19 protein-coding genes are annotated in these 23,272 nt (G+C 64.8%); 8 read left to right on the top strand and 11 right to left on the bottom strand.

Features of this window, described 5'->3' with window-relative positions:
* Positions 1-108: 108 nt before the first annotated feature.
* From AB4Z53_RS07570 to AB4Z53_RS07530, 9 genes are all read right to left on the bottom strand, one after another.
* Entirely contained in the window at positions 109-1,740 is a 1,632-nt protein-coding gene (locus AB4Z53_RS07570; protein ID WP_441595430.1) for an ABC transporter ATP-binding protein, read from the bottom strand.
* Positions 1,733-2,560: an ABC transporter permease gene (locus AB4Z53_RS07565; RefSeq protein ID WP_113540393.1), complete on the bottom strand. Its 828-nt coding sequence runs from the start codon at positions 2,558-2,560 to the stop codon at positions 1,733-1,735. Before AB4Z53_RS07565 ends, AB4Z53_RS07570 begins: the two co-directional genes overlap by 8 nt.
* Positions 2,557-3,669, bottom strand: coding sequence for an ABC transporter permease (locus AB4Z53_RS07560; RefSeq protein ID WP_441595505.1), 1,113 nt, complete (start codon positions 3,667-3,669; stop codon positions 2,557-2,559). Before AB4Z53_RS07560 ends, AB4Z53_RS07565 begins: the two co-directional genes overlap by 4 nt.
* Positions 3,669-5,258 (bottom strand): ABC transporter substrate-binding protein, encoded by a 1,590-nt coding sequence (locus AB4Z53_RS07555; protein WP_441595429.1) that lies wholly within the window; start codon positions 5,256-5,258, stop codon positions 3,669-3,671. The genes AB4Z53_RS07560 and AB4Z53_RS07555 overlap by 1 nt, the downstream gene beginning before the upstream one ends.
* A 374-nt stretch (positions 5,259-5,632) precedes the next feature.
* Positions 5,633-6,415 (bottom strand): carnitinyl-CoA dehydratase, encoded by a 783-nt coding sequence (locus AB4Z53_RS07550; protein ID WP_441595428.1) that lies wholly within the window; start codon positions 6,413-6,415, stop codon positions 5,633-5,635.
* A gap of 5 nt (positions 6,416-6,420) precedes the next feature.
* Entirely contained in the window at positions 6,421-8,484 is a 2,064-nt protein-coding gene (locus AB4Z53_RS07545; RefSeq protein WP_441595427.1) for an acetate--CoA ligase family protein, read from the bottom strand.
* Positions 8,485-8,488: 4 nt separating this feature from the next.
* Positions 8,489-9,649 carry an acyl-CoA dehydrogenase family protein gene (locus tag AB4Z53_RS07540; RefSeq protein WP_113540389.1) on the bottom strand — a complete coding sequence of 387 codons (1,161 nt, stop codon included), beginning with the start codon at positions 9,647-9,649 and terminating at the stop codon, positions 8,489-8,491.
* A gap of 139 nt (positions 9,650-9,788) precedes the next feature.
* Positions 9,789-11,282 carry a carnitine 3-dehydrogenase gene (locus AB4Z53_RS07535; protein ID WP_441595426.1) on the bottom strand — a complete coding sequence of 498 codons (1,494 nt, stop codon included), beginning with the start codon at positions 11,280-11,282 and terminating at the stop codon, positions 9,789-9,791.
* Positions 11,283-11,296: 14 nt separating this feature from the next.
* Positions 11,297-12,199, bottom strand: a complete 903-nt coding sequence (locus AB4Z53_RS07530; RefSeq protein WP_441595425.1) for a 3-keto-5-aminohexanoate cleavage protein — start codon at positions 12,197-12,199, stop codon at positions 11,297-11,299.
* Between the two features lie 108 nt (positions 12,200-12,307).
* Between AB4Z53_RS07530 and AB4Z53_RS07525 the strand changes: the two genes are divergently transcribed.
* Positions 12,308-13,279 carry a GlxA family transcriptional regulator gene (locus AB4Z53_RS07525; protein WP_291153871.1) on the top strand — a complete coding sequence of 324 codons (972 nt, stop codon included), beginning with the start codon at positions 12,308-12,310 and terminating at the stop codon, positions 13,277-13,279.
* 44 nt (positions 13,280-13,323) lie between these two features.
* Here AB4Z53_RS07525 and AB4Z53_RS07520 read toward each other — a convergent pair whose 3' ends face one another.
* Entirely contained in the window at positions 13,324-14,547 is a 1,224-nt protein-coding gene (locus tag AB4Z53_RS07520) for a LysR family transcriptional regulator (protein WP_441595424.1), read from the bottom strand.
* Between the two features lie 76 nt (positions 14,548-14,623).
* The gene (locus tag AB4Z53_RS07515; RefSeq protein ID WP_441595423.1) at positions 14,624-14,956 is read right to left on the bottom strand and encodes a hypothetical protein; all 333 of its coding nucleotides are present in this window, start codon (positions 14,954-14,956) and stop codon (positions 14,624-14,626) included.
* On the opposite strand from AB4Z53_RS07515, the gene AB4Z53_RS07510 reads away from it, so the two are divergent.
* The 7 genes from AB4Z53_RS07510 to AB4Z53_RS07480 all read left to right on the top strand — a co-directional run bounded on the left by AB4Z53_RS07510 (position 14,933) and on the right by AB4Z53_RS07480 (position 23,259).
* On the top strand, positions 14,933-16,363 hold the full coding sequence (locus AB4Z53_RS07510; protein WP_328716174.1) for an aromatic amino acid lyase: 1,431 nt from the start codon (positions 14,933-14,935) through the stop codon (positions 16,361-16,363). The two genes, AB4Z53_RS07515 and AB4Z53_RS07510, sit on opposite strands and share 24 nt — an antisense overlap.
* Before the next feature lie 17 nt (positions 16,364-16,380).
* Positions 16,381-17,760, top strand: coding sequence for a dihydroorotase (locus AB4Z53_RS07505; protein ID WP_441595422.1), 1,380 nt, complete (start codon positions 16,381-16,383; stop codon positions 17,758-17,760).
* Positions 17,757-19,037 carry a Zn-dependent hydrolase gene (locus AB4Z53_RS07500; RefSeq protein WP_441595421.1) on the top strand — a complete coding sequence of 427 codons (1,281 nt, stop codon included), beginning with the start codon at positions 17,757-17,759 and terminating at the stop codon, positions 19,035-19,037. The genes AB4Z53_RS07505 and AB4Z53_RS07500 overlap by 4 nt, the downstream gene beginning before the upstream one ends.
* 1 nt (position 19,038) lies before the next feature.
* Positions 19,039-20,148: a DUF917 domain-containing protein gene (locus AB4Z53_RS07495; RefSeq protein WP_441595420.1), complete on the top strand. Its 1,110-nt coding sequence runs from the start codon at positions 19,039-19,041 to the stop codon at positions 20,146-20,148.
* Positions 20,149-20,161: 13 nt separating this feature from the next.
* Complete coding sequence (locus tag AB4Z53_RS07490; RefSeq protein ID WP_113540379.1) at positions 20,162-20,491, top strand: TfoX/Sxy family protein; 330 nt, start codon at positions 20,162-20,164, stop codon at positions 20,489-20,491.
* Between the two features lie 44 nt (positions 20,492-20,535).
* Positions 20,536-22,194 (top strand): urocanate hydratase, encoded by a 1,659-nt coding sequence (locus AB4Z53_RS07485; RefSeq protein ID WP_113540378.1) that lies wholly within the window; start codon positions 20,536-20,538, stop codon positions 22,192-22,194.
* Between the two features lie 261 nt (positions 22,195-22,455).
* Positions 22,456-23,259 carry a methyltransferase domain-containing protein gene (locus tag AB4Z53_RS07480; RefSeq protein ID WP_291153885.1) on the top strand — a complete coding sequence of 268 codons (804 nt, stop codon included), beginning with the start codon at positions 22,456-22,458 and terminating at the stop codon, positions 23,257-23,259.
* Positions 23,260-23,272 lie beyond the last annotated feature (13 nt).

Raw genomic sequence — 23,272 nt, 5'->3', positions numbered from 1 at the left:
CGATGCGGCGTGACAGGCTCGCAGGGTTGCGCCCTGCGGAATGCTGGGGGCAGAAAAGCCGACCGCCTGCGCGGCGGTCGGCTTCCCTTTCAGATCATTTCGGTGGTTTCAGTTGCCGGCGCTTTCCATGCGGCGTGTCTTCAAGACACGCTCCAGCCAGCCGATCTCCATTTCCGGAACCGACTTCAACAAGAGGTCGGTATAATCGTCGAAGGGCGGTGACAGCACCTTCGACTTCGGCCCGAACCGCACGAGGCGGCCGCGATGCATGACCGCGACACTGTCGGCGATCGCGCGCACGATGGCGATGTCGTGGGTGATAAAGACATAGGAAACAGCGGTTTCCTCCTGAAGCTTCAAAAGCAGATTCAGGATGCCTTCGGCCACCAGCGGGTCGAGCGCCGAGGTCGGTTCGTCGCACAGGATCAGCTCTGGCTTGGCCGCCAGGGCGCGCGCGATCGCCACGCGCTGCTTCTGCCCACCGGAGAGTTCCGCCGGATAGCGATCGAGGAAGCGGCTGCCCATCTCGATCTGGTCGAGGAGCTCGTTCACCCGCTCCGTCTTCTTCTGGCCGTGCAGGCCGAAATAGAAGGAGAGCGGACGCCCGACGATGTCGCGCACCGTCTGGCGCGGGTTCATCGCCGTATCCGCCATCTGGTAGATCATCTGGATGCGGCGGAGCTCGTCGTTGCTGCGGCCCTTGAGCGCCCGCGGCAGTTCCTTGCCCTCGAAGGTGATGCGGCCCTCGCTCGGCGGCAGAAGGCCGGTGATGACGCGGGCAAGGGTGGATTTGCCCGAACCGCTCTCGCCGACGATCGCCAGCGTTTGCCCCTTCGGCAGATGCATCGAGACATCGTGCAGCACCTTGAAGCCATTGGCGTAGCCGGCGCTGATATGCTCGATCTTCAGCTGCGCCCCGGTCTGGTCGGGCGCCTCGTCGCGTTTGGTCTGGCGGACGCTGACGAGCGCGCGGGTGTAATCCTCCCGCGGCGCTTCGATGATCTGCTTCGTAGAGCCGTATTCCACCGTCTTGCCATGGCGCAGCACCATGATGTCGTCGGAGATCTGCGCGACGACGGCGAGATCGTGGGTGATGTAGAGCGCCGCCGTGTGCGTTTCCTCGATCGCGTGCTTGATCGCGGCGAGCACGTCGATCTGGGTGGTGACGTCGAGCGCTGTCGTCGGCTCGTCGAAGACGATCAGTTCCGGATTGGGGCAGAGCGCCATGGCGGTCATGGCGCGCTGCAGTTGCCCGCCGGAGACCTGATGCGGATAGCGTTCGCCGAAGGTTTCCGGATTGGGCAGGCCCAGCACGCGGAAAAGATAGAGCGCCCGCTTCTTCGCTTCGTCGCGGCTCATGATGCCGTGGCGCAGCGACGCCTCGATCACCTGGTCACCGAGCCTGTGCGCCGGGTTGAAGGCGGCAGCGGCCGACTGTGCGACGTAGCAGACGCGGGCGCCGCGGATCGAGCGGATGCCGTTCTTGTCGAGCGTCAGGATGTCCTTGCCGTCGAGCAGAACCTGGCCGCCGGTGATGCGCACGCCGCCGCGGCCATAGGCGAGGGCCGAGAGGCCGATGGTCGACTTGCCGGCGCCGGACTCACCGATGAGGCCGAGAACCTTGCCCTTCTGCACGTCGAACGACACGCCCTCGACGAGGGTGACAACCTTGGGCGGCTCGCCCGGCGGGTAACTGGTCGCTTCGATCTTGAGGTTCTTGACGGAAAGCATCTCAGGCATCGCCACGTCCTCCCTTGAGGCTGGAGGTTCTCTTCATCAGCCAGTCGACCACGAGGTTGACGCAGATCGCGAGCGTGGCGATCGCCGCACCCGGGATCAGGGCTGCCGAAATGCCGAAGATGATGCCGTCCTTGTTGTCCTTGACCATGCCGCCCCAGTCCGCTGCCGGCGGCTGGATGCCGAGGCCGAGGAAGGAGAGGGTGGAGAGAAACAGGATGGAGAAGGCGAAGCGCAGGCCGAACTCGGCGAGCAGCGGCGACAGCGTGTTCGGCAGGATCTCGCGAAAGATGATCCAGAGCGAACCCTCCCCGCGCAGCCTCGCCGCTTCGACGAATTCCATGACCGCGACATCGAGTGCGACGGCGCGACCGATGCGAAAGACGCGGGTCGAGTCGAGTACCGCCATGACGAGGATCAGGATCCACAGATGTTGCGGCAGCACGGCAAGGACGACGAGGGCGAAGATCAGCGTCGGGATCGCCATCATCAGGTCGTTGAAGCGGGAGAAGAGCTGATCGGTGAGGCCACCGACGACGGCGGCCGTGAAGCTCAGGAGCATGCCCAGCGAGAAGGAGAGCACGGTTGCCGCCAGCGCCACGAAGATGGTGGTGCGGGCGCCGTAGATCAGACGCGAGAGCAGGTCGCGGCCGAGATTGTCGGTGCCGAGCAGGAAGTCGCCGCCGGCCGGAAGCCAGACGTCGCCGACGACGTCGCGTTCGCCGAAGGGCGCGATAACAGGTGCGAAGACGGCGCAGAAGATCGCAATCGCAATGCCGGCGATGCCGATCCAGGCGCTGATGGGGATGGATCTCAGGTTCATCGCGGATGCCTCAGTCTCGGGTTGGCGATGATCGCGAGAATGTCGGCCGCCATGTTCAGGAAGATGTAGAAGGCGGCAAAGATCAGACCGCAGGCCTGAACGACCGGCATATCGCGCACGGTCACCGCGTCCACCATGTATTGGCCCATGCCCGGGTAGACGAAGACCACCTCGACCACGACCACGCCGACAACGAGATAGGCGAGGTTGAGCGCAATCACGTTGATCACCGGCGCCACCGCATTGGGGGCGGCATGGCGCGCGATGATGCGGAACATGCTGAGACCCTTCAGTTCCGCCGTCTCGACATAGGCCGAAGACATGACGTTGAGGATCGCCGCGCGGGTCATGCGCATCATGTGGGCAAGAACGACGAGAACGAGGGTCGCGACCGGAAGCGCGATCGCCGAGAGCCGTTCGGTGAAGCTCATGCTGTCGTAGACGGTCGCGGGGAAGGTCGCGACGCCGTACTTCACGGCGAAGAACATGATCAAGAGATAGCCGACGAAGAACTCCGGCAGCGAGATGGCCGCCAGCGAGACGACGTTGATGATCTTGTCAGGCAGCCGGTTGCGGAACTGCACCGCCAGCATGCCGAGGCCGACGGCAAGCGGCACGGAAACGAGTGCTGCGAAGAAGGCAAGGAACAGCGAATTGCCGAGGCGCTTGCTGATCTGTTCGCCGACGGAATTCTTGCTCGCCCAGGAGGTGCCGAAATCGCCTTGTACCGCACCGCCGAGCCAGGAGAGGTAGCGTTCGGTCCAGGGCCTGTCGAGGCCGAGATCCTTGCGGATGTTTTCGACCGCCTGGGGCGTTGCCGACTGGCCGAGATAGGTGGTGGCGAAGTCGCCCGGAAGCGCTTCGATGCCGCCGAAGATCATCAGCGACACGGCGAAGAGCAGGCCGACGCTCAAGCCGAGGCGCTGCAGGACGAGCGCCGCGAGAGGGCGGCGGAAGGTGAAGCGCCGCCAGAAGGTGCCGCCGATTTCGCCATCGGTGGCAGGGTTGGGTTTTGCTGGTACTCCGGAAAGTTCGGCAGACCGCGGATGCGTTGCATCCGCGGTCCCATCCGTCGGAACCGGACCAGTGAGCGGTCCGCTTTCCATCATCATGCGTCCAGCCACACCCGGGTTGCGACATAGCCGTTCGACATGTCGTTGCCGATATCATGCACGTAACCCTTCACCTGCTTGGTGGAGGCATTCACGAAGTCGTTGAACATCGGCAGGATCAGGCCGCCTTCGTCACGCACCATCATGGCCATGGTGCGGTACATGTCCTTGCGCTTGGCCTCGTCGAGTTCCGAGCGGGCCTCCAGCAGGATCTTGTCGAAATCCGGACGCTTGAAGCGGGTGTCGTTCCAGTCGGCGGTCGACAGGTAGGCGGTGGAGTACATCTGGTCCTGGGTCGGACGGCCGCCCCAGTAAGAGGTGGAGAAGGGCTGTACGTTCCAGACGTTCGTCCAGTAGCCGTCGCCCGGCTCGCGCTTGACCTCGATCTCGATGCCCGCCTTCTTGGCGCTTTCCTGGTAGAGCACGGCCGCGTCGACCGCACCCGGGAAGGCGACGTCGGAGGTGCGCAGCAACACTGGACCGCTATGGCCGGACTTCTTGTAGTGGAAGGCCGCCTTGTCCGGATCATAGGCGCGCTGCTCGATGCCTTCGGGGAAGAGGGCATAGGTGTCGTTGATCGGGAAGTCGTTGCCGACCTTGCCGTAGCCGCCGAGGATCCGCTGGACCATGGTTTCGCGGTCCATCGAATATTTCAGTGCCATGCGCAGGTCGTTGTTGTCGAAGGGGGCGGTGTTGCAATGCATGATGAACACGTAGTGGCCGCGGCCGGACGTGTTCAGGATCTCGACCGTCGGCGCCTTCTTCAGAAGGTTGACGGTCTTCGGATCGACGCGGTTGATGTAGTGCACCTGGCCGGACGAAAGGGCGGCGATGCGGGCCGTCGCATCGTTCATGGCGATCAGCTCGACCGAATCCACGTAGCCGCGGTCGGTGCGCCAGTCGTCGGCGTTCTTCTCGAAGGTGGCGCGAACGCCGGCTTCGAAACTCGTCACCTTGAAGGGCCCGGTGCCGATCATGGCGTCGGGTTTGTCGATGCCGCCGTTCGGCTGAATGATGAGGTGGTAGTCGGAAAGCAGCAGCGGCAGGTCGGCGTTGCCTTCCGTCAGCACCAGCACCAGCTTGTCGCCGTCGGCCTTGATTTCCTTGATCGACTTCATCACGCCGAGCGCGCCGGATTCCGACTTTTCGTCGGTGTGGCGCTGCAGAGTCTTGATGACGTCGTCGAGGGTCAGTTCCTTGCCGTCATGGAACTTCACGCCCTTGCGGATGGCGAAGGTCCAGGTCGAGGCGTCGGCAGACGGTTCCCAGGATTCGGCAAGTGCCGGGACCGGTGCGCCGGTCGTCGGATGGCTTTCGACGAGCATGTCGCCCCAGTTGCGGCCGACGACGAACATGAACTGCGAAAGCGCCTTGGCCGGATCCTTCGAATCGGTTGCAGCCGCACCTTCGAGACCGAGCTTCAGGTGGCCGCCGCGCTTCGGCTCCTGTGCTGCCGCACTGGTGGCAAACAGCGTGCCTGCCGTCGAGGCGAGAATGCCGGCAGCGGCCGCGCGGCCTAAGAACTCGCGGCGGTTCATCTTGCCGAGCATGACCTGTCGTGTGAGGTAATCCTTGTAATCGCTCATTCCCCTGTTCCCTTCTGTTGTCGGCATTCGCCGTTCGTTGTGGTTGGTAGAGATTGCTGCGTACAGCCATTGTATCAGATGGCTTCGGATCGGCCTGACGGCCGCTTTTTTCTTCTCTTTCTGTCGTCTTCTCCTTCCCCAGCCGGGGGCGTCCTTTGTTCAGATCGATAAGCGTAATCGCTGGAACTCTTCTTGTAACGCCCTAAATTACAATTTATTTCCATAAGCTTGGCTTATGGATACGTGTTTGATGGCGCGCGGTTTTTCCCGCGCGTCTCGTCACGTCTCAATGCCGGTCGCCCGGCTCGGTTGCTTGCGCCGCCAAGGCTTGGCGGGGATGCGCTTTCGGTGATTTCACGCGAAAGCGGGATGCTCTAGCGACCCTTCCAGACGGGGTCGCGCTTCTCGGCGAAGGCGCGCACGCCTTCCAGCTGGTCTTCGCTCGAATAGAGAATATCGACGGTCTTGAACTGCCGTTTGGTGATCTTGTTCATGGTGCCCTGGAAGGTGTCACCCTCGGCGGCGCGCACCACTTCCTTGATCGCGGCATAGACGAGCGGCGGACCACTTTCGAGCAGGCGGGCGAGCTCCCAGGCGCGATCCATCAGCTTACCCGCCGGCAGGATCTCGTTGACGAAACCCCAGCGGTTGGCCTCGGCGGCATCGAGCCAGCGGCCGGTCAGGAGCATATCCATGGCGATGTGATAGGGGATGCGCTTAGGCAGCTTGATCGAGGCCGCGTCGGCAACGGTGCCGGAGCGGATCTCGGGCAGCGCAAAGGTCGCGTGTTCGGCGGCAAGGATCAGGTCGGTCGAAAGGGCGATTTCCAGACCGCCGCCGCAGCAGATGCCGTTGATCGCCGCGATGATCGGCTTGTTGAGATCGCGCAGCTCCTGCATGCCACCGAAGCCGCCGACGCCATAGTCGCCATCGACCGCGTCGCCATCAGCCGCCGCCTTCAGGTCCCATCCCGGACAGAAGAATTTTTCGCCCGCGCCGGTGATGATCGCAACCCTGAGCGTATCGTCGTCGCGGAAATCGCGGAAGATCTCGCCCATGACACGGCTGGTTTTCAGGTCGATGGCATTGGCCTTCGGCCGGTCGATCGTGACTTCGAGGATGCCGCCTTCGCGGCGCGTGAGGATCGGTCCGGTCATGAGGGTCAGTTCCTCCGGCGAATGAGAGCGTCGGCGGCAACGGCACCMTGGCCGTTCGGCAACACCATCAATGGATTGATATCGAGTTCTTCGAGTTTCGAAGCGTTTGCAACGACATAGGATGCCGCTGCGGCGACAGCGTCGGTCAAAGCGGCAAAATCAGCGGCAGGCGCGCCGCGATAGCCGTCGAGCAGCTTGCGGATCTTCAGCCCGCCGATCGCCTCGCGGATCGCTTCGGGTGTCGTCGGCAGCGTCAGGATGGTGGAATCATCTAGCAGTTCCACAAGGATACCGCCGGCACCGATGGTCAGGACAGGACCAGCGACGGGGTCACGCATGGCGCCGATGATCAGCTCGGCGACGGGCTTGCCCACCATCTTTTCGACGAGGTAGCCGGAGGCGACCCCGGCCATGGCCTTTGCCGCGATAAAGACCTCATCGCGGCTCGCGAGATTGAGCTTCACAGCACCCGCCTCGGTCTTGTGGGCGACGCCGAGGCCCTTGAGCACGACGGGGAAACCGAGTGCCTCGGCGGCGTTGGCTGCCTCTTCAGCGCTTGTCGCGGTCTTGCCTTTCGGCACGGTGAGGCCGGCGGCAGCAAGCTCCACCTTCGCCTCATGTTCGCTGAGGGTGACGGCTTCACCATCATCGGCCCCAATGCCGTCGAGCAGGCGAGGCGGGGCGGGCTTTGCCCAGGCAGCGCCGATGTCAGCCGCGGTCTCGATCGCCGCTAGCGCCTCCTCGATGCCGAAGAAGGGCACGATGCCGGCCTTCATCAGAAAGAGGGCGGTCGCTTCCGGCATGTTCTCGCCGAGGCTGGCGACGATGCCGGCGCGGGCGCCGGCCGCTGTCGCCGCGTCGATCACCGCGTGGCAGGTTGTTTCCCAGTCGGCCGGGTCGCAGCGGTCGAGACGGGGGAAGTCGAGCACGAGCAGATTGATCGCGTAGCCGCCCTTCATCATGGCGGTAAAGGCGGTCGTCTGCTTCTCGCGGTTGCCCCAGACGAAGGTGTGGTAGTCGAGCGGGTTGGCGATCGTCACCATCTCGCCGAGCGCGTCCTTAAGCGGCTTCTTCTGCTCGTCGCGCAAGGGGCGGTAGTTCACCCGGTAACGTTCGCCGGCGTCGGCCATCAGCGAGGCCTCGCCACCGGAGCAGCTCATCGAGGAGATGTCGCGGCTGGCAAGCGGGCCTGCCACATGCAGGAGCTTCAGCGTTTCCAGAAGCGCCGGCAGCGTATCGACGCGCCCGATGCCGAGGCGGGCAAGAAGGGCCGAGGAGACGCGGTCGTTGCCGGCGAGCGAGGCGGTGTGCGACACGGTCGCAAGCTGTGCCGCCTCCGACTTGCCGACCTTCAGCGTCACGACCGGTTTGCCGAGTTCACGGGCGCGGGTCGCCAGTCGCTCCAGCGCTGCCATACTGTCGAAGCCTTCGATATGCAGGCCAACGGCGGTGACGCGCGGATCTTCGAGCACGGCGCAGGCGATGTCGGACAAGCCCGTCTGCGCCTGGTTGCCGGCGGTCATGACATAGGCGAGCGGCAGGCCGCGCGTCTGCATCGAGATGTTGCAGGCAATGTTGGAGGACTGCGTCAGGATCGCGACGCCCTTTTCGACGCGTTGCATGCCGTGCTGGTCCGGCCAGAGCAGGGCGCCATCGAGCATGTTGATGAAGCCATAGCAGTTGGGCCCGACGATCGGCATGTCGGCAGCGGCGGTCACCAGCGCCTCCTGCATGTCGTTGCCGTCGTCAAGCTCGCTTGCCGCCTCGCGGAAGCCCGAGGCGTAGCAGACGGCGCCGCCGGCGCCGCGGGCGGCGAGATCGCGGATGATGTCTATGGTCAGCTGCCGGTTGACGCCGACGAAGGAAGCATCCGGTGCACCCGGAAGCTCGGCCACCGAGCGATAGCACTTGCGTCCGAGGATCTGTTCCTCGCGCGGGTGCACCGGCCAGATCTCGCCGGTAAAACCCATCTTGTCGCATTGTTCGATGACGCGCCGGGCCTCCTTGCCGCCGAAGACGGCGATGGTGCGCGGGCGGATGAGGCGGTCGAGGGGGCGGGGAGTGGCCATCCCGTCACGCCCCCAGCGGCCGCAGCAGGTCGCGGCTGATGATGTGGCGCTGGATTTCGGACGTGCCGTCCCAGATGCGCTCGACGCGGGCGTCGCGCCAGAAGCGGGCGAGCGGCAGGTCGTCCATCAGACCCATGCCGCCGAAGATCTGGATCGCCTCGTCGGTGACGCGGGCAAGCATCTCGGTGGCGTAGACCTTGGCAGAGGCAATTTCGCGGTTCGACGGCAGGCCGTTGTCGAGCCGCCAGGCGGCCGACAGCGTCAGCAGATCGGCGGCGTCGATCTCGGTGATCATGTCGGCGAGCTTGAAGGAGACGCCCTGGTTGGCGCCGATCGGCTTGCCGAACTGCTTGCGCTCGGCGGCGTAATTCAGCGCGTAGTCGAAGGCGCGACGGGCGCGGCCGACCGAGGTCGCCGCCACTGTCAGGCGCGTAGCGAAAAGCCAGTCATTGGCGACGTCAAAACCCTTGTGCACTTCGCCGAGGATCTGGGCGGAGGGCAGGCGGCAATCATCGAAGGTCAGGATGCAGTTGTTGTAGCCGCGGTGGGAGACGGAGCTGTAGCCCTTGCGGATCTCGAAGCCCGGCGTGCCGCGGTCGACGAGAAAACAGGTGATCTTTTTCTTCGGGCCGCGCGGCGTGTCTTCTTCGCCTGTCGCGATGAAGACGATGACGAAGTCGGCGATGTCGGCATGGCTGATGAAATGCTTGGTGCCGTTGACGATCCAGTCGTCGCCGTCCTTGCGGGCAAAGCACTTCATGCCGCGCACGTCGGAGCCGGCATCCGGCTCGGTCATGGCAAGCGCATCGAACTTGTCGCCCTTGACCGCCGGCAGCAGGTACTTCTCGCGTTGCTCGGCGTTGCAGGCCATCAGGATGCCCGAGGGCCGGCCGAAGAAGACGGTGAGGCCCATGGAGCCGCGGCCGAGCTCGCGCTCAACCAGCGTGAAGGACGTGTGGTCGAGGCCGGCGCCGCCCACTTCCTCCGGGAAGTTACAGCCGAAGAAGCCGATCTCCTTGCATTTGCGGGCGATTTCCTGGCCAAGCTCGCGCGGCACCACACCGGTGCGCTCGACCTCGTCCTCGTGCGGATAGATTTCCGTTTCGACGAAGCTCCTGACCGTATCGACGATCATCTGCTGTTCTTCGGTCAGTGCGAAATTCATTGTGTTGTTCCCCTCGTTTTCGCGCCGCTGACGGCGGTGCCGCAAACGATGGCCGCCTCCTCAAGCGTCCTTCGGCTGCGGTTTGCGGCTCCGCCGAAGGGCGAAGCTGCCTGTTGTCGCTGGCCTGCCGCTCTTGCGGTCAGGCGCGCTTCTGGCCGACGAAGCGTCCGGCGCCTTCTGGCGTCGGCAGCTTTGCATGGGCTTCGGTGATCGCGCGGAGCTTGCTCAGCACCGCCTCGGGTGCCGTGACCGCCTTGCCGGCCTTGCTGTCGACATGCAGCATCATCTGCTCGGCGGTGGCCACGGCCTCGTTGGTCGCGGCACTGTAGATCGTCGAGAAGATGTGCAGGCGCTTGTCGTCGGACGACAGGATCTGGCAGGTCGAATAGAGCGCCTCGCCGAGCTTGGCTTCGCCAAGGTTCCGGATGTGGGTCTCGACCGTGTAGTAGCTGTGACCGTCGCGGACATATTCGAGGTCGACGCCGATCAGGCGCAGCACGCCGTCGGAGGTGTCGCCGAAGACCTGGAGATAGCGGTGCTCGGTCATGTGGCCGTTGTAGTCGACCCAGGCGGCGCTGACCTTGGTGTCGAGAATGTGCAGCGGCTTGACGTCGCCGAGATCGGCTTCCGGCTTCCGGGCATTGGCCCAGAGCTTGGCCTCGAAGTCGGCGAGCAGCTTGCCCGCACCCCAGCCTTCGCCGCCGTTGCCGGATTTCAGCGCATGCATGATGCCGACGAGGTTTTCGTCGCGGATGCGTTCGAGTTCGCGGATCGAGCGGCCGGCGGCCTGCGCGTCCGACTGGGCGCCAATCTTTTCGACCAGCGCATCGTCGAGGTCGACGACATCGGTGAACTTCGTCCACGGCCATTTCAGGCAGGGGCCGAACTGGGCGAGGAAGTGACGCATGCCGGCCTCGCCGCCGGCGATGCGATAGGTCTCGAACAGGCCCATCTGCGCCCAACGCATGCCGAAGGAGTAACGCATGACATTGTCGAGCGTTTCGGTATCGCAGATGTCGTCCTGGATCAGCCACAGAGCCTCGCGCCAGAGCGCTTCAAGCAGACGGTCGCCGACGAAGGCCTCGATCTCCTTGGCGATGACAACGCCCTTCATGCCGATCTGCTCGACGCCCTGCATGGCGCGCTCGATCGTCGCCTTGGTCGTCTTCTTGCCGCCGACGAGCTCGACGAGCGGCAGCAGGTAGACCGGGTTATAGGGATGCGCCACGAACATGCGTTCCGGGTGGTGCATCTCGGCCTGGAGATCGGAGGGCAGCAGGCCCGAGGTGGACGAACCGATCAGTGCATCGGGCCGTGCGGCCGCGTCGATCTTGGTGATGACGCCGCGCTTCAGCTCCAGCCGTTCCGGCACGCTTTCCTGAATCCAGTCAGCACCTTCGACCGCTTCCTCGATGCTCTTGCAGAAGGTCAGTTTGCCCTTCGGCGGTAGCGGCGCCATGGTCAGCATCGCATAGGCGCGCTCGGCATTGGCCATGACTTCGCCGATGATGCGCTCGGCTTCCGGATGCGGATCGAAGATCTTGACGTCGATGCCGGCAAGCGCGAAGCGCGCCACCCAGGCGCCGCCAATGACGCCGCCGCCGACACAGGCTGCTTTGGTGATAGAGCTCATGGTCCCGTCCTCGCTCAACGCTTCGTCAGCTTCAGTTTCTTGCGCACTTCGTCGGGGCCGATGATCTTGGCGCCCATGCCCTCGATGACGCCGACGGCCTTTTCGACGAGCTGGCCGTTGGTGGCGAGCTGGCCCTTGCCGATATAGAGGTTGTCTTCGAGGCCGACGCGCACGTTGCCGCCGGCAAGGATGGCTGCTGCCGGATAGGCGAGCGCATTGCGGCCGATGGAGAAGGCCGAGAAGGTCCAGTTGGCAGGCACGTTGTTGACCATCGCCATGAAGGTGTTGAGGTCATCAGGCGCACCCCACGGAATGCCCATGCAGAGCTGGATCAGGACCGGATCCTCGATCAGGCCTTCCTCGACGAGCTGCTTGGCAAACCAGAGATGGCCGGTATCGAAAGCCTCGATCTCCGGGCGCACGCCAAGGGCCGTCATCTGGCGGGCCATTTCGCGCAGCATCGAGGGCGTGTTGGTCATGACATAGTCGCCGAGCGAGAAGTTCATGGTGCCGCAGTCGAGCGTGCAGATCTCCGGCAGACATTCGGCCACATGAGCGACGCGCTCGGTGGCGCCGGCCATGTCGGTGCCCTTCTCGTTGACGGGCAGGGGCTTTTCGACATTGCCGAACACCAGGTCGCCGCCCATGCCGGCGGTCAGGTTCAGGACGATGTCGATATCGGCGGAACGAATGCGGTCGGTCACTTCCCGGTAGAGATCAAGCCTGCGGGAGGGCGCGCCGGTCTCCGGATCGCGGACGTGGCAGTGGATCACGGCAGCGCCGGCCTTGGCCGCCTCGACCGCCGCTTCGGCGATCTGTTTCGGCGTGATCGGAACGTGGCTGGACTTTGAAACGGTGTCGCCTGAGCCGGTAACGGCACAGGTGATGAATACCTCGCGGTTCATGCTGAGCGGCATTGCTGTCTCCCTTTTATTGACCCCATTACGAGCCAAGAGAGACCGTTCTGCTTTTCATTATCGGCTTCATCCTATACATTATCGGCGATATGGCGGAGAAGTTTGGGCATGGATCAGAACGTTTCGCAGGTGCAGCATGTCGATATCCTGGTGCTGCCGGAGACCAATCTGATCCTCGTTGCCTCGGTCATCGAGCCGATGCGTGCGGCCAACCGTATCGCCGGGCGGCCGCTTTACGACTGGACGATCTACAGCCCCGACGGCGCGCCGATCGAGACGAAGAGCGGCATTCCCATTCCGGTCTCCGGCATCTTCCGTCCGCAGCGCGAGACGTCGCCGCTCTTCATCCTCTCAAGCTACAACTGGCAGCGCAGCGCCACCTCGCAGCTGAAGATGCTGCTCTCGCAGACCGCCCGGCACCGCGACCTGATGGCCGGCATCGAATCCGGTTCCTGGCTGCTTGCCGAGACCAGCCTGCTCGACAATTTCAAGGCGACCACCCACTGGGAGGACTTCGAGGATTTTACCACCAGCTATCCGCAGGTGACGATGGTGCGCGAGCGCTTCGTCATCGACGGCAAGCGCATCACGACCGGCGGCTCGCTGCCGACGCTCGACCTGATGCTGGAGCTGATCCGTCGGGCACACGGCTATTCGCTGGCGCTCGAAGTCTCCCGCCTCTTCATCTACGAGCAGGAGCGCACCCGCGGCGATCTCCTGCAGATGCCGGCGATCGGCAACATGCGCATCCTCGATCCGCGCGTGGGTGCTGCGGTCAAGCTGATGGAGGAGACGGTGGAGGCGCCGCTGACGCTCGCCAGGCTCGCCCGCCGCATCGGCGTCAGCACCCGGCATCTGCAGGATCTCTTTCGCGACACGATGGGCGTGGCCCCGCACGAGCATTACCTTGCGCTTCGTCTCAATGCGGCGCGGCGCAAGGTGATCGAGACGCGCATGGAATTCGCCGACATCGCCGCGATCTCGGGCTTCAACTCGTCGTCGTCCTTCTCGCGCAGCTATCGCGCGCATTACCGCGAAAGCCCGAGCGAGACCCGGCGGCGGCTGAAGCTGAAGAGCTGAGCGGCACTTCAAGTGTTGATTCAAGCGGGAAAGTCAGAGTCGTTTCAGGCACTTGTCGGCAGATGGTCTGGAACTGATTCCGAAGCCGGCCTGGTCTCGGCGCTCATCTTCATCATCGAAACCATCAGTTCACCGATCTCGCCGGCCTGCGTTCCGCGTGGCCAGACGAGCGTCAGCGACTGCCGATAGGCCGGGCCGAGACGGATCATCGCCGGCGGGAGGTGCACGCGGGCGAGCGAGGATTGGGGCAACACCGAGAGATAGCCGTGCTGGCGAACGAGGTTGATGATCACGGGGATGGAATCGACCTCGACGAGGGTGATGCGCCGCCGTTCGGCTTCACTGAGCGTATCATCGAGGAAACGGGCGGCTTCGCGGCGCAGGCCGCTCCTGACGCTCGGCACGGCGATCGGGCAGGTGGCGAGCAGCCGCGGCAGGTCGGCGCCGAGTTCCGAAAGGGCTGCGGCCGGGCCGGCCAGCACCAGCGGCGTTTGCGAGACCAGCCGGCCATCGCAATCCGAGGGGATCTCGGCGACGTCGAGCAAGGCGGCATCGAAGCGACGGCTGCGGAGCCCGGCCAGCAGGTCGTCGGCGGTGGTGCTGGAGATGAACAGCGGTTGGCGCGGGCGCGTGCGGTGCCAGTTGGCGGTCAGCGCTGCGAGCATGCGGGCGATCTCGCTTTCCGGGCCCAGTGGCATGACGGCGCCGAGCCGCCAGGTGGCGACGTCGCGGCGAAAGCGGTCGGCAGAGGCATGGGTCAGCCGCGCCCAGATGTCGAGCAGCGTTTCGGCAAGCGGGATGATCCGCTCCGCGGTTGCCGTGCACAGGATGCCGCCATGCGAGCGCTCGAACAGCCTGATGCTCAAATGGCGCTCGAGATCGGCGATCTGTCGCGTCAGTTGCGGTTGGCCCAATGCGAGCGCCTTTGCGGTGGCGCGGATGCTTCCGGAGCGGGCGATCCGAACGAAACGGTCGAGCGCGACGACGCCGATCGGCGGTACAGGGCCTGCGGGCTCCTTTCCCGCCTCCTTCAGGATCGCGGCGATCTTCGCAGTTGCCTCGCGGATATCGGGTGTGCAGGCACGGGCTTCCAATGTCAGCACGACAACGGTTTCCTCCCGCCGGAAGAGCGGCATCGAGACGGCCTGCTCGAAGCGCTTGACGGCGGCGCTGACGCTTGACGGTGCCCGCGCGCAACGGGCGGCGGCGGCGCGGATGCCGCCTTCGCGGAGCACCGCATCAACAATCGCTATCGTTGCCAAATCCATTCAACGGTCCTTTCGGAGCGGGTGAGGAACAGTGCGCGCGGTTTCCACCCGCATCCCGCGCTCGCTTCAGAATCGATCACGACCGGCCGCATGCGCCCAAGGTATGTTCGGCATTCGGCATCACCCGTTCCAGATTTGGGATATAGCACGAGCGGGCGATAAGCGCATAGCATGCAGCAGGCATCCGGGCGTTTTCGAGCGGCGGTTGCGTGAGAATCCAGGCATCCGCGTGCAGTCTCGATGGCGAGGCGCGCTGCGCGGAAAGGTTCGTGTCGGCATGCTGCAACAGGTCAAAACCATCGTTCTCTGCGGGAAACCGCTCGATTTCGCGACGCTCCAGGAGATCGGCGCGGGAAGGGGCCGACCGGTGGCGGATGATAGCGGCATGGAGCGCGTAGCGGCCGCCCACAAGGTGATCGCCGACCGCATCGCGATGGGGCTGCCGGTCTACGGCTCCAACACCGGCGTCGGCTCGATGAAGGACCGGCTCTGGACCGCCGGTGATCTGGCGGAATTCAACAATTCGCTGGTGAGGGCCCACCACTTCGGTACCGGCGAGTTCTTCGCGCCGGCGATCGTGCGCATGGCGATCGCCATCCGTGTCAATACGGCCATGCGCGGCCACACGGGCTGCAGCCCGGATCTGATCCGGGCGTTTCTGGCGTTGACGGAACACGACATCATTCCGGCGGTACGCCGCCACGGCTCCATGGGCTGCGCCGATATCGGCCTGATGGGCCAGATCGCCTCCGTGCTGACGGGCGTCGGCGAGGCCTACTACCAGGGACGGCTCGTCTCGGCCGAGACGGCCCTGGCCGAAGCCGGGCTGGAGCCCTTCGTGATGCAGCCGCGCGACGCGCTGGCAGCCCTCAGCGTTAACGCCATCGCCTTTTCGGCTGCGGCCAATGTGCTGCGCGAGGCAGCCTCGGCCATCCGCGTGCTGCTCGTCACCGGGGTCATGTCGTCCCAAGCGCTCGGGGCGTCTGCCGATCCCTGGCGGGTGGCGGCGACGCTCTCGACCCGCGGCGAGGCGGTGGTCGGTTCCTGGCTCTATGGCCAGTCCGGCATCTCCGACTGGCCGGTGCCGACGGCGATCCACGATCCCTTGAGCCTGCGCATGACCGCCCAGGTCTTCGGCGCGGTGGTCGATACGCTGCTGGTTGCGGCCGGCCGGCTGGTGGAGCAGACCTATCTCTCCGACGACAACCCGGTCGTCATCGGCGGGCAGGTGCATTCCTCCGGCGCTTCGTTGCCGCTGACCACGACGCTCTACATCGAGGCGGCGCAGATCGCCTTTTCGCATGCGGCGCGCAACGTGCTGAACCGCTGCATCCTTCTCGCGAATGGCGGCCGCCGCAATCTCTCGGTCAATCTGGTGGCGCCAGGGGAGGTCGCAACCGGGCTCGGGCCGCTGATGAAGCTTGCGGTCGAACTCTATATGCGCGTGCAGTCGCTCGCCGTGCCGCTTTCGGCGCAGTCGATCGTGGTGGCCGGCGGTCTCGAGGAGGAGGCGACCTTCCTGCCGCTGATCGTCGAGCGCATGGAAACGCAGGTGCGCGATCTGCGCCAGCTGGCGGCGATCGAGGCGATGCTGTCGGCGCAGGCGATCGACCTCGTCGGCGACCAACCGCAAGGGATCGTCAAGCGGGCCTATGACCAGACCCGCTCCGTCAGCGCGATCTATCTGAAGGATCGGCCGCTTTCGAAGGAGATCGAGGCGCTGCAGGATGCCTTCACCTGCCACGATCTCCTGCGTTCCTTCGTCGCCTCCGCGCCGATGCCGGAGTTCGACGACTTCTTCGCGCTCGACAAATAATCCGATGGGAGAGCAGCATGTCCGATTTCGATCTCGTTCTGAAAGGCACCGTTGTTCTCCCCGAGAGGATCGTCGAGGGCGGTCATGTGGCGGTGCGCGACGGCAAGGTGGTGCATGTCGGGCAGGGTGCTGCACCCGCCGCGAGCGAGCGGCATGATCTCGGCAATGCATTGATCCTGCCGGGTGCTGTCGATGCGCAGGTGCATTCGCTGTCGCAGAAGAACCAGGAAGATTTCATCTGGTCGACCCGCTCGGCGGTGGCCGGCGGCGTCACGACCATCGTCGACATGCCCTATGACGAGGGCAATCTCGTTTGTTCGGCCGAGGCATTGCGCCGCAAGATCGACCATGCGGGACCGCAGGCGCGCGTCGATTTCGCGCTCTATGGCACTATCGATCCGGAGGAGGGACCGGCGCGTATTCTCGAAATGGTGGAGGGCGGTGTTGCTGCCTTCAAGTTTTCGACCTTTGGCACTGATCCGAAACGTTTTCCCCGCATTCCGGCAGCATTGCTCGAAGACTGTTTCCGCGCGATCGCGCCAACCGGGCTGTCGGCCGGCGTACACAACGAGGATGACGAGGCGGTGCGTGCGGCGATCGAGAAGGTCAAGGCCGCAGGCATTACCGACTACCGGGCCCATGGGCTGTCGCGCCCGCCGCTGACGGAACTGCTTGCCACCAACCAGATCTATGAAACGGGCGCTGCCACCGGCTGCCCGGCGCATGTGGTGCATTGCTCGCTGGGCCGCGGCTATGAGATTGCCGCCGCCTATCGCGCCCAGGGCTACAAGGCGACGATCGAGTGCTGCATCCACTACCTGACGCTCGACGAAGAAAACGACGTCCGCCGTCTCGGCGGCAAGGCTAAGATCAACCCGCCTATCCGGCCGCGCGCCGAGGTAGAAAAGCTCTGGCGGCACGTCGCCGACGGTACGGTGACGATGGTTTCGACCGATCACGTCAGCTGGTCGGAAGACCGCAAGACCAATCCGGACATGCTCGCCAATGCGTCGGGCGTGCCAGGGCTCGAAGTCATGGTGACGCTCTTCGTCAAGGGCGCGCTGGAACGCGGCATCCCGCTGACGCGGGTAGCGGAGCTGATGACGTTGAACCCGGCACGGCATTTCCGCCTCGACCATAAAAAGGGCGCGCTGGAGGCCGGCAAGGATGCCGACATCATCGTCATGACGCCGGAGCCCTATGTCTATGATGCGGCCGAGAGCGGTCACAACGTCGTCGGCTGGTCGCCCTATAATGGCATCAAGCTGCCCTGGCGGGTCGCTGCGACCTATCTGCGTGGCAAGCTCGCCTTCGATGGCCGACAGGTTCTCTCCGAGCCCGGCGTCGGGCAGTTCGTCCGGCCGCTGCTGACCTTGACCCTGCAGGAGGCGAGATGAGCAAGACCGCCCACAAGGTTCCGGCCAATCTGCCCGTCAATGCGAGCCGCATTGCCGGCATCGTCAACGGCCTGGCTGGTATCACCGAGCCGGACCGGCCGTATACGCGCCGCGCCTTCACGCCGCTTTTCCTCGAAGGTCGGGCCTTTCTCGAGCGGCGTTTTCGCGCCGCGGGGCTTGAAACCCGGATCGACGCCGCAGGCAACCTGATTGGCCGGCGCAAGGGGCGGAAGTCGGCGCTCGGCACCATCCTGCTTGGCTCTCATTCCGACACGGTGCCGGACGGCGGTCGCTTCGACGGCATCGCCGGGGTGGCGGCGGCGCTCGAAGTGGCGCGCGCGCTTGCCGACAACGGCATCGAGCTCGACCACGATCTGGAGATCGTCGATTTCCTGGCCGAGGAAGTGTCGATCTTCGGCGTCTCCAGCGTCGGCAGCCGCGGCATGGCGGGTGTGCTGCCGGACGGCTGGCTCAGCCGCACGCAAGGGGATCTGAGCCTCAGGCAAGGCCTCGTCGAGGTCGGCGGTGATCCCTCCAGGCTCTCGGGCTCGAAGCGCTCGGATATCAAGGCTTTCCTGGAGCTGCACATCGAGCAGGGACCGGTGCTCGAAACCGGGCGGCTGGATGTCGGGGTCGTGACCGCCATTTCCGGTATCACCCGCATCGAGATCGTCGTCGAGGGACAGGCGGATCACGCCGGCACGACGCCGATGGGGCATCGGCGCGATGCGCTGGTCGCTGCCTCGCATCTGGTGTTGGAGATCGAACGGCTGGCGACGGAGTTTTCTCACGGCGACGGGCATTTCACGGCCACGGTCGGCGAGTTCTCGATCGAGCCGAACGCGGCCAATGTGGTGCCGTCTCGCGTCCGGCTGCTGATCGATGCGCGTGCCGAGCTGCGCCTGCAGATGGAGCGTTTCCTCGCGACGCTCGGCTCCCTTTGCCAGGGTGTCGCCGAGGCATCGGGCGTGACCATCCCGCCCGCCAATGTGATTTCCGACAATCACCCGACGCCGGGTGATACGCTGCTGCTTTCGACGCTCGAAGAGAGCTGCGACGCGATCGGCGCCAAGCATCGGCGCATGGCCTCTGGCGCCGGCCACGACACCGCCTGGATGGGGCGCATCACCCGTTCGGCGATGATCTTCATTCCCTGCCTCGGCGGACGCTCGCATGCGCCGGAGGAGTGGGCCGAAAACGACGATATCGCGCTCGGCGCCGCCGTTCTCTTCGATGCGGTGAAGAGGCTCGACAAAAAATTGCAGGAGAAGGTGTGAGATGGGCCGGATACTGAAGGAAAAGGACGTCGAGGCGGCGGTCAAGGGCGGTTCCGTCTATGCGGCCGGCGGCGGTGGCTGGGCCGACCATGGGCGCATGCTCGGATATGCTGCGGTCTCGATCGGCAAGCCCGAGCTCGTCTCGATCGACGAACTCGACGCACAGGACTGGGTGGCGACGGCAGCCGCGATCGGCGCGCCGGCCTCAACAACGCCCTGGGAGATGCGCGGCGTCGACTACGTCAAAGCCGTGCAACTCCTGCAGGAGGCGCTCGGAGAAAAGCTCTCGGGCCTGATCATCGGCCAGAACGGCAAGTCCTCGACGCTGAATGGCTGGCTGCCCTCGGCGATCCTCGGCACCAAGGTGGTGGACGCCGTCGGTGATATCCGCGCCCATCCGACCGGCGACATGGGCTCGATCGGCCTTGCCGGTTCGCCCGAGCCGATGATCCAGACGGCGGTCGGCGGCAACCGCGACGAGAACCGCTATATCGAGCTGGTGGTCCGCGGCGCTACCGCCAAGGTCTCGCCGATCCTGCGTACGGCCTCCGACATGTCCGGCGGCTTCATCGCCTCGTGCCGCAATCCGGTCAGGGCATCCTATGTGAAAGCCAATGCGGCGCTCGGCGGCATCTCGCTGGCGCTGGCGCTTGGCGAGGCGATCATCGCGGCGGAAGCGAAGGGCGGCAGCGCGGTGATCGATGCGATCGTCAAGACGACCAACGGCGCGATCCTCGCCGAGGGTACGATCACCGACAAATCCGTCGTCTATACCAAGGAAGCCTTCGACATCGGCACCGTGACACTGGAAAAGGGGACGCTGGGGAGGGGCGCTGACTCCACGGTATTGCACGTGATGAACGAGTACATGGCGGTTGACTCTGCGGAAGGCACGCGGCTTGCGACCTTCCCCGACGTCATCACCACGCTGTCGCCTGGGGGCGAACCTTTGAGCGTCGGCCAGCTTCAGGTGGGCATGAAGATTTTCGTGCTGCATGTGCCGAAGACGGTGATCCCGCTGTCCTCCAGCGTGCTCGACCCGACGGTCTATCCATCGGTCGAAAAGGCGATGGACATAGAGCTTGCCCGCTACGCCCTTTCCGGAAGGTAACGGGAGCAGGATCATGGCGCGCGATGCGGGACTGGAAGAGCTGATCCGGGAAGCGCTCGGCGACCGATCCGGGCTTTCCGAGAAGGCCATGTTTGGCGGCTGGGCCTATCTGCTGCACGGCAACCTGCTGCTCGGTGCGCGCGAGGGCTCGCTGCTCGTCCGTCTCGGCAAGGGCAATGACGGCTGGGCGTTGGCGTTGCCGGATATCGAACTGATGGTGATGAACGGACGGGCGATGCATGGCTGGGTGCGCGCAGGACCTGATGCTTATGGCGATGATGCACTGCGCCGGCGGTTGCTGGATGGCGCGATCGCGTTTGTCGAGACGTTGCCGCCGAAGTGAAGGTTGGGGACTGTCCCGCCGAGACAACAACAAGGAACGAGACGATGCCCAAGGCCAATCCCCGTCATCCCGGTTTCCCAATCCCCGGCGGACCGGAGCTGCGCGCCAAGGGCTGGCGGCAGGAAGCGCTGCTGCGGCTGCTCGAAAACGTGCTCTCGGTCGGCGAGGATCCGGACAACCTCGTCGTCTATGCCGCGCTCGGCAAGGCGGCGCGCAACTGGCCGGCGCACCGCGCCATCGTCAGGGCGCTCACCGAGATGGACGAGGACCAGACGCTCATCATCCAGTCGGGCAAGCCTGTGGGCCTGCTCAAGACTCACGCCAAGGCGCCGCTGGTCATCATGGCTAATTGCAACATCGTCGGCCAATGGGCGAAGGCCGAGGTATTCTACGAATTGCAGCGCAAGGGGCTGATCTGCTGGGGCGGGCTGACGGCCGGTGCCTGGCAATATATCGGCAGCCAGGGCGTAATCCAGGGCACCTACGAGATCTTCATGCGCATTGCCGAGCGACGCTTCGGCGGCGATCTCTCCGGCCGTTTCGTGCTGACCGCCGGCCTCGGGGGCATGGGCGGCGCGCAGCCGCTTGCCGGCCGTATGGCGGGGGCGGCGATCCTCTGTGTCGATATCGACGCGGAGCGGGCGAAGAAGCGCCGCGAGATCGGCTATCTCCAAGAGATCGCGCCCGATCTCGATGCGGCGCTGGCGATGATCGATGCGGCGGTAAAGGACAAGCGGTCGCTCTCCGTCGGCCTCGTCGGCAATGCGGCGGAGATCTATCCGGAGATCGCCCGGCGCGGCATCGTGCCTGACGTCGTCACCGACCAGACCTCGGCGCATGATCTCGTCTATGGCTACGTGCCGAAGGGCATGAGCCTCGACCAGGTGAAATCGCTGCGCGACGACGGCCAGGGGCAGTTGATGGCGGCAAGCCGCGCCTCGATCGTCGAGCACGTCAAGGCGATGCTGGATTTCCAGAAAAAGGGCGCGGAAGTCTTCGACAACGGCAACCTCATCCGCACCCAGGCGCGCGAGGGCGGCGTTGCCAATGCCTTTGATATTCCGATCTTCACTGAAGCCTATCTGCGCCCGCTCTTTGCCCGCGCCATCGGCCCGTTCCGCTGGATGGCGCTTTCGGGCGAGGAGAGCGATATTGCCCGGATCGACGATCTGCTGCTCGACATGTTCCCCGACAACAAGATCATCACCAACTGGATCAGGCTCGCGCGTGATCATATCCCGTTCGAAGGCCTGCCCGCCCGCATCGCCTGGCTCGGCCACGGTGAGCGCACGGCGCTGGCGCGGCGCGTCAACGAGCTGGTGGCGTCCGGCGAACTCAAAGGCCCGATCGCCTTTTCTCGCGACCATCTCGATGCCGGCGCGATGGCGCATCCCAACATCATGACCGAGCGGATGAAGGACGGCTCGGACGCGATCGCCGACTGGCCCTTGCTCGACGCCATGCTGCTCTGCTCGTCGATGGCCGATCTCGTGGTCGTGCATTCGGGCGGCGGCGGCTATGCCGGCTACATGACGAGCTGCGGCGTGACGGTTGTTGCCGACGGCACTGTTGAGGCCGACGAGCGGCTCGACCATGCGCTTACCAACGACACTTCCCTCGGCGTCATCCGCTATGCCGATGCCGGCTATGACGAGAGCTTCGAGGAGATCGCCGCCAAGGGCATCGGTCATGTGAAGGTGTGAGGCTGGGCGTGAGGGTGGGAGGCCTCCGCATAGGCCACCCTCATCTCCGGGCTTGTCACAAAGATCCAGCCACGGTGCGTCACGTGCCGTGAATAGCGGTGAAAAGTAGAGCCTCTGGCGCTGCCGACGCGGCGCCGCTGGATTTCTGTGAGCACCGAAATGAGGGAGAAGAGGCGCGCTCCGGGCCWACTATCGACGCGAATGCCTTGGTGCACGGCGGGCCAAGCGCTAGAATGCCGCCTTTGCTGCCCGGAGGCGATCATGACATCGAGCTTCAATGTGCAGAGTGCTGATGGTTACGAGCAACTGATGGGCCGGTGGAGCCGCCAGCTGGCGCCGCCTTTCATCGACTTTGCGGGGCTTGCCGACGGCGAACGGGTGCTGGAGGTCGGCTGCGGTACCGGAAGCCTGACCTTTGCGTTGCCGCACGCGGCCAATGTCAGTGAGATCACCGCGATCGACTTTTCGCCTGTGTTTGTCGAGGCGACGATGCGGGGCAATACCGACCCGAGGATCAAGGTCCAGCAGGCCGATGCCTGCGCGCTTCCATTTGCTGATGGTTCCTTCGATCGGGCGCTGGCGCTGCTGGTGCTGCATTTCGTGCCGGAGGCCGGCAAGGCCGTTGCCGAAATGCGCCGTGTCGTGCGGCCGGGCGGAGTCGTCGCCGCGGCAGTCTGGGATCATCTCGGCGGCATGCCGGGGATGAGAATGGTGCTCGATACGGCGGCGATGCTCGATGGAAATGCCGATCAGGTGCGCAGCCGCTATTGTTTCCAGCCGATGATGCGGCCGGGGGAGATGATGCAGAGCTTCGTCGCGAATGGCCTTACGGACGTCCAGCAGATTTCGCTCCTGATCCGGATGGACTATCTGTCGTTCGCCGATTTCTGGGAGCCGATCGCCGCGGGCGAGGGGCCGCTCGGCAAATACATTGCCGGGCTCGACGCGGACCAGCGGGCGAAGGTCGACGCGGCCATTCGCGCCGCCTACGAAGCCGGCCAGCCGGACGGTCCCCGGTCCTTCGCGGCGGTCGCCTGGGCCTGCCGGGGTATTGTTCCCGGGTAGTGGCGGCTCACCA

It is taken from the genome of Ensifer sp. 2TAB8 (assembly GCF_052115125.1).
Lineage (GTDB): Bacteria > Pseudomonadota > Alphaproteobacteria > Rhizobiales > Rhizobiaceae > Ensifer.
This window is presented reverse-complemented; position numbering and strand designations above follow the sequence as displayed.

Coding starts and splice junctions, on each gene's coding strand:
- AB4Z53_RS07525 (WP_291153871.1), top strand. CDS start 12,308: ATGGATCAGAACGTTTCGCAGGTGCAGCATGTCGATATCCTGGTGCTG.
- AB4Z53_RS07500 (WP_441595421.1), top strand. CDS start 17,757: ATGAGCAAGACCGCCCACAAGGTTCCGGCCAATCTGCCCGTCAATGCG.
- AB4Z53_RS07535 (WP_441595426.1), bottom strand. CDS start 11,282: ATGAGCTCTATCACCAAAGCAGCCTGTGTCGGCGGCGGCGTCATTGGC.
- AB4Z53_RS07540 (WP_113540389.1), bottom strand. CDS start 9,649: ATGAATTTCGCACTGACCGAAGAACAGCAGATGATCGTCGATACGGTC.
- AB4Z53_RS07485 (WP_113540378.1), top strand. CDS start 20,536: ATGCCCAAGGCCAATCCCCGTCATCCCGGTTTCCCAATCCCCGGCGGA.
- AB4Z53_RS07505 (WP_441595422.1), top strand. CDS start 16,381: ATGTCCGATTTCGATCTCGTTCTGAAAGGCACCGTTGTTCTCCCCGAG.
- AB4Z53_RS07555 (WP_441595429.1), bottom strand. CDS start 5,258: ATGAGCGATTACAAGGATTACCTCACACGACAGGTCATGCTCGGCAAG.
- AB4Z53_RS07570 (WP_441595430.1), bottom strand. CDS start 1,740: ATGCCTGAGATGCTTTCCGTCAAGAACCTCAAGATCGAAGCGACCAGT.
- AB4Z53_RS07520 (WP_441595424.1), bottom strand. CDS start 14,547: ATGGATTTGGCAACGATAGCGATTGTTGATGCGGTGCTCCGCGAAGGC.
- AB4Z53_RS07530 (WP_441595425.1), bottom strand. CDS start 12,199: ATGCCGCTCAGCATGAACCGCGAGGTATTCATCACCTGTGCCGTTACC.
- AB4Z53_RS07495 (WP_441595420.1), top strand. CDS start 19,039: ATGGGCCGGATACTGAAGGAAAAGGACGTCGAGGCGGCGGTCAAGGGC.
- AB4Z53_RS07560 (WP_441595505.1), bottom strand. CDS start 3,669: ATGATGGAAAGCGGACCGCTCACTGGTCCGGTTCCGACGGATGGGACC.
- AB4Z53_RS07565 (WP_113540393.1), bottom strand. CDS start 2,560: ATGAACCTGAGATCCATCCCCATCAGCGCCTGGATCGGCATCGCCGGC.
- AB4Z53_RS07510 (WP_328716174.1), top strand. CDS start 14,933: ATGGAGCGCGTAGCGGCCGCCCACAAGGTGATCGCCGACCGCATCGCG.
- AB4Z53_RS07490 (WP_113540379.1), top strand. CDS start 20,162: ATGGCGCGCGATGCGGGACTGGAAGAGCTGATCCGGGAAGCGCTCGGC.
- AB4Z53_RS07550 (WP_441595428.1), bottom strand. CDS start 6,415: ATGACCGGACCGATCCTCACGCGCCGCGAAGGCGGCATCCTCGAAGTC.
- AB4Z53_RS07480 (WP_291153885.1), top strand. CDS start 22,456: ATGACATCGAGCTTCAATGTGCAGAGTGCTGATGGTTACGAGCAACTG.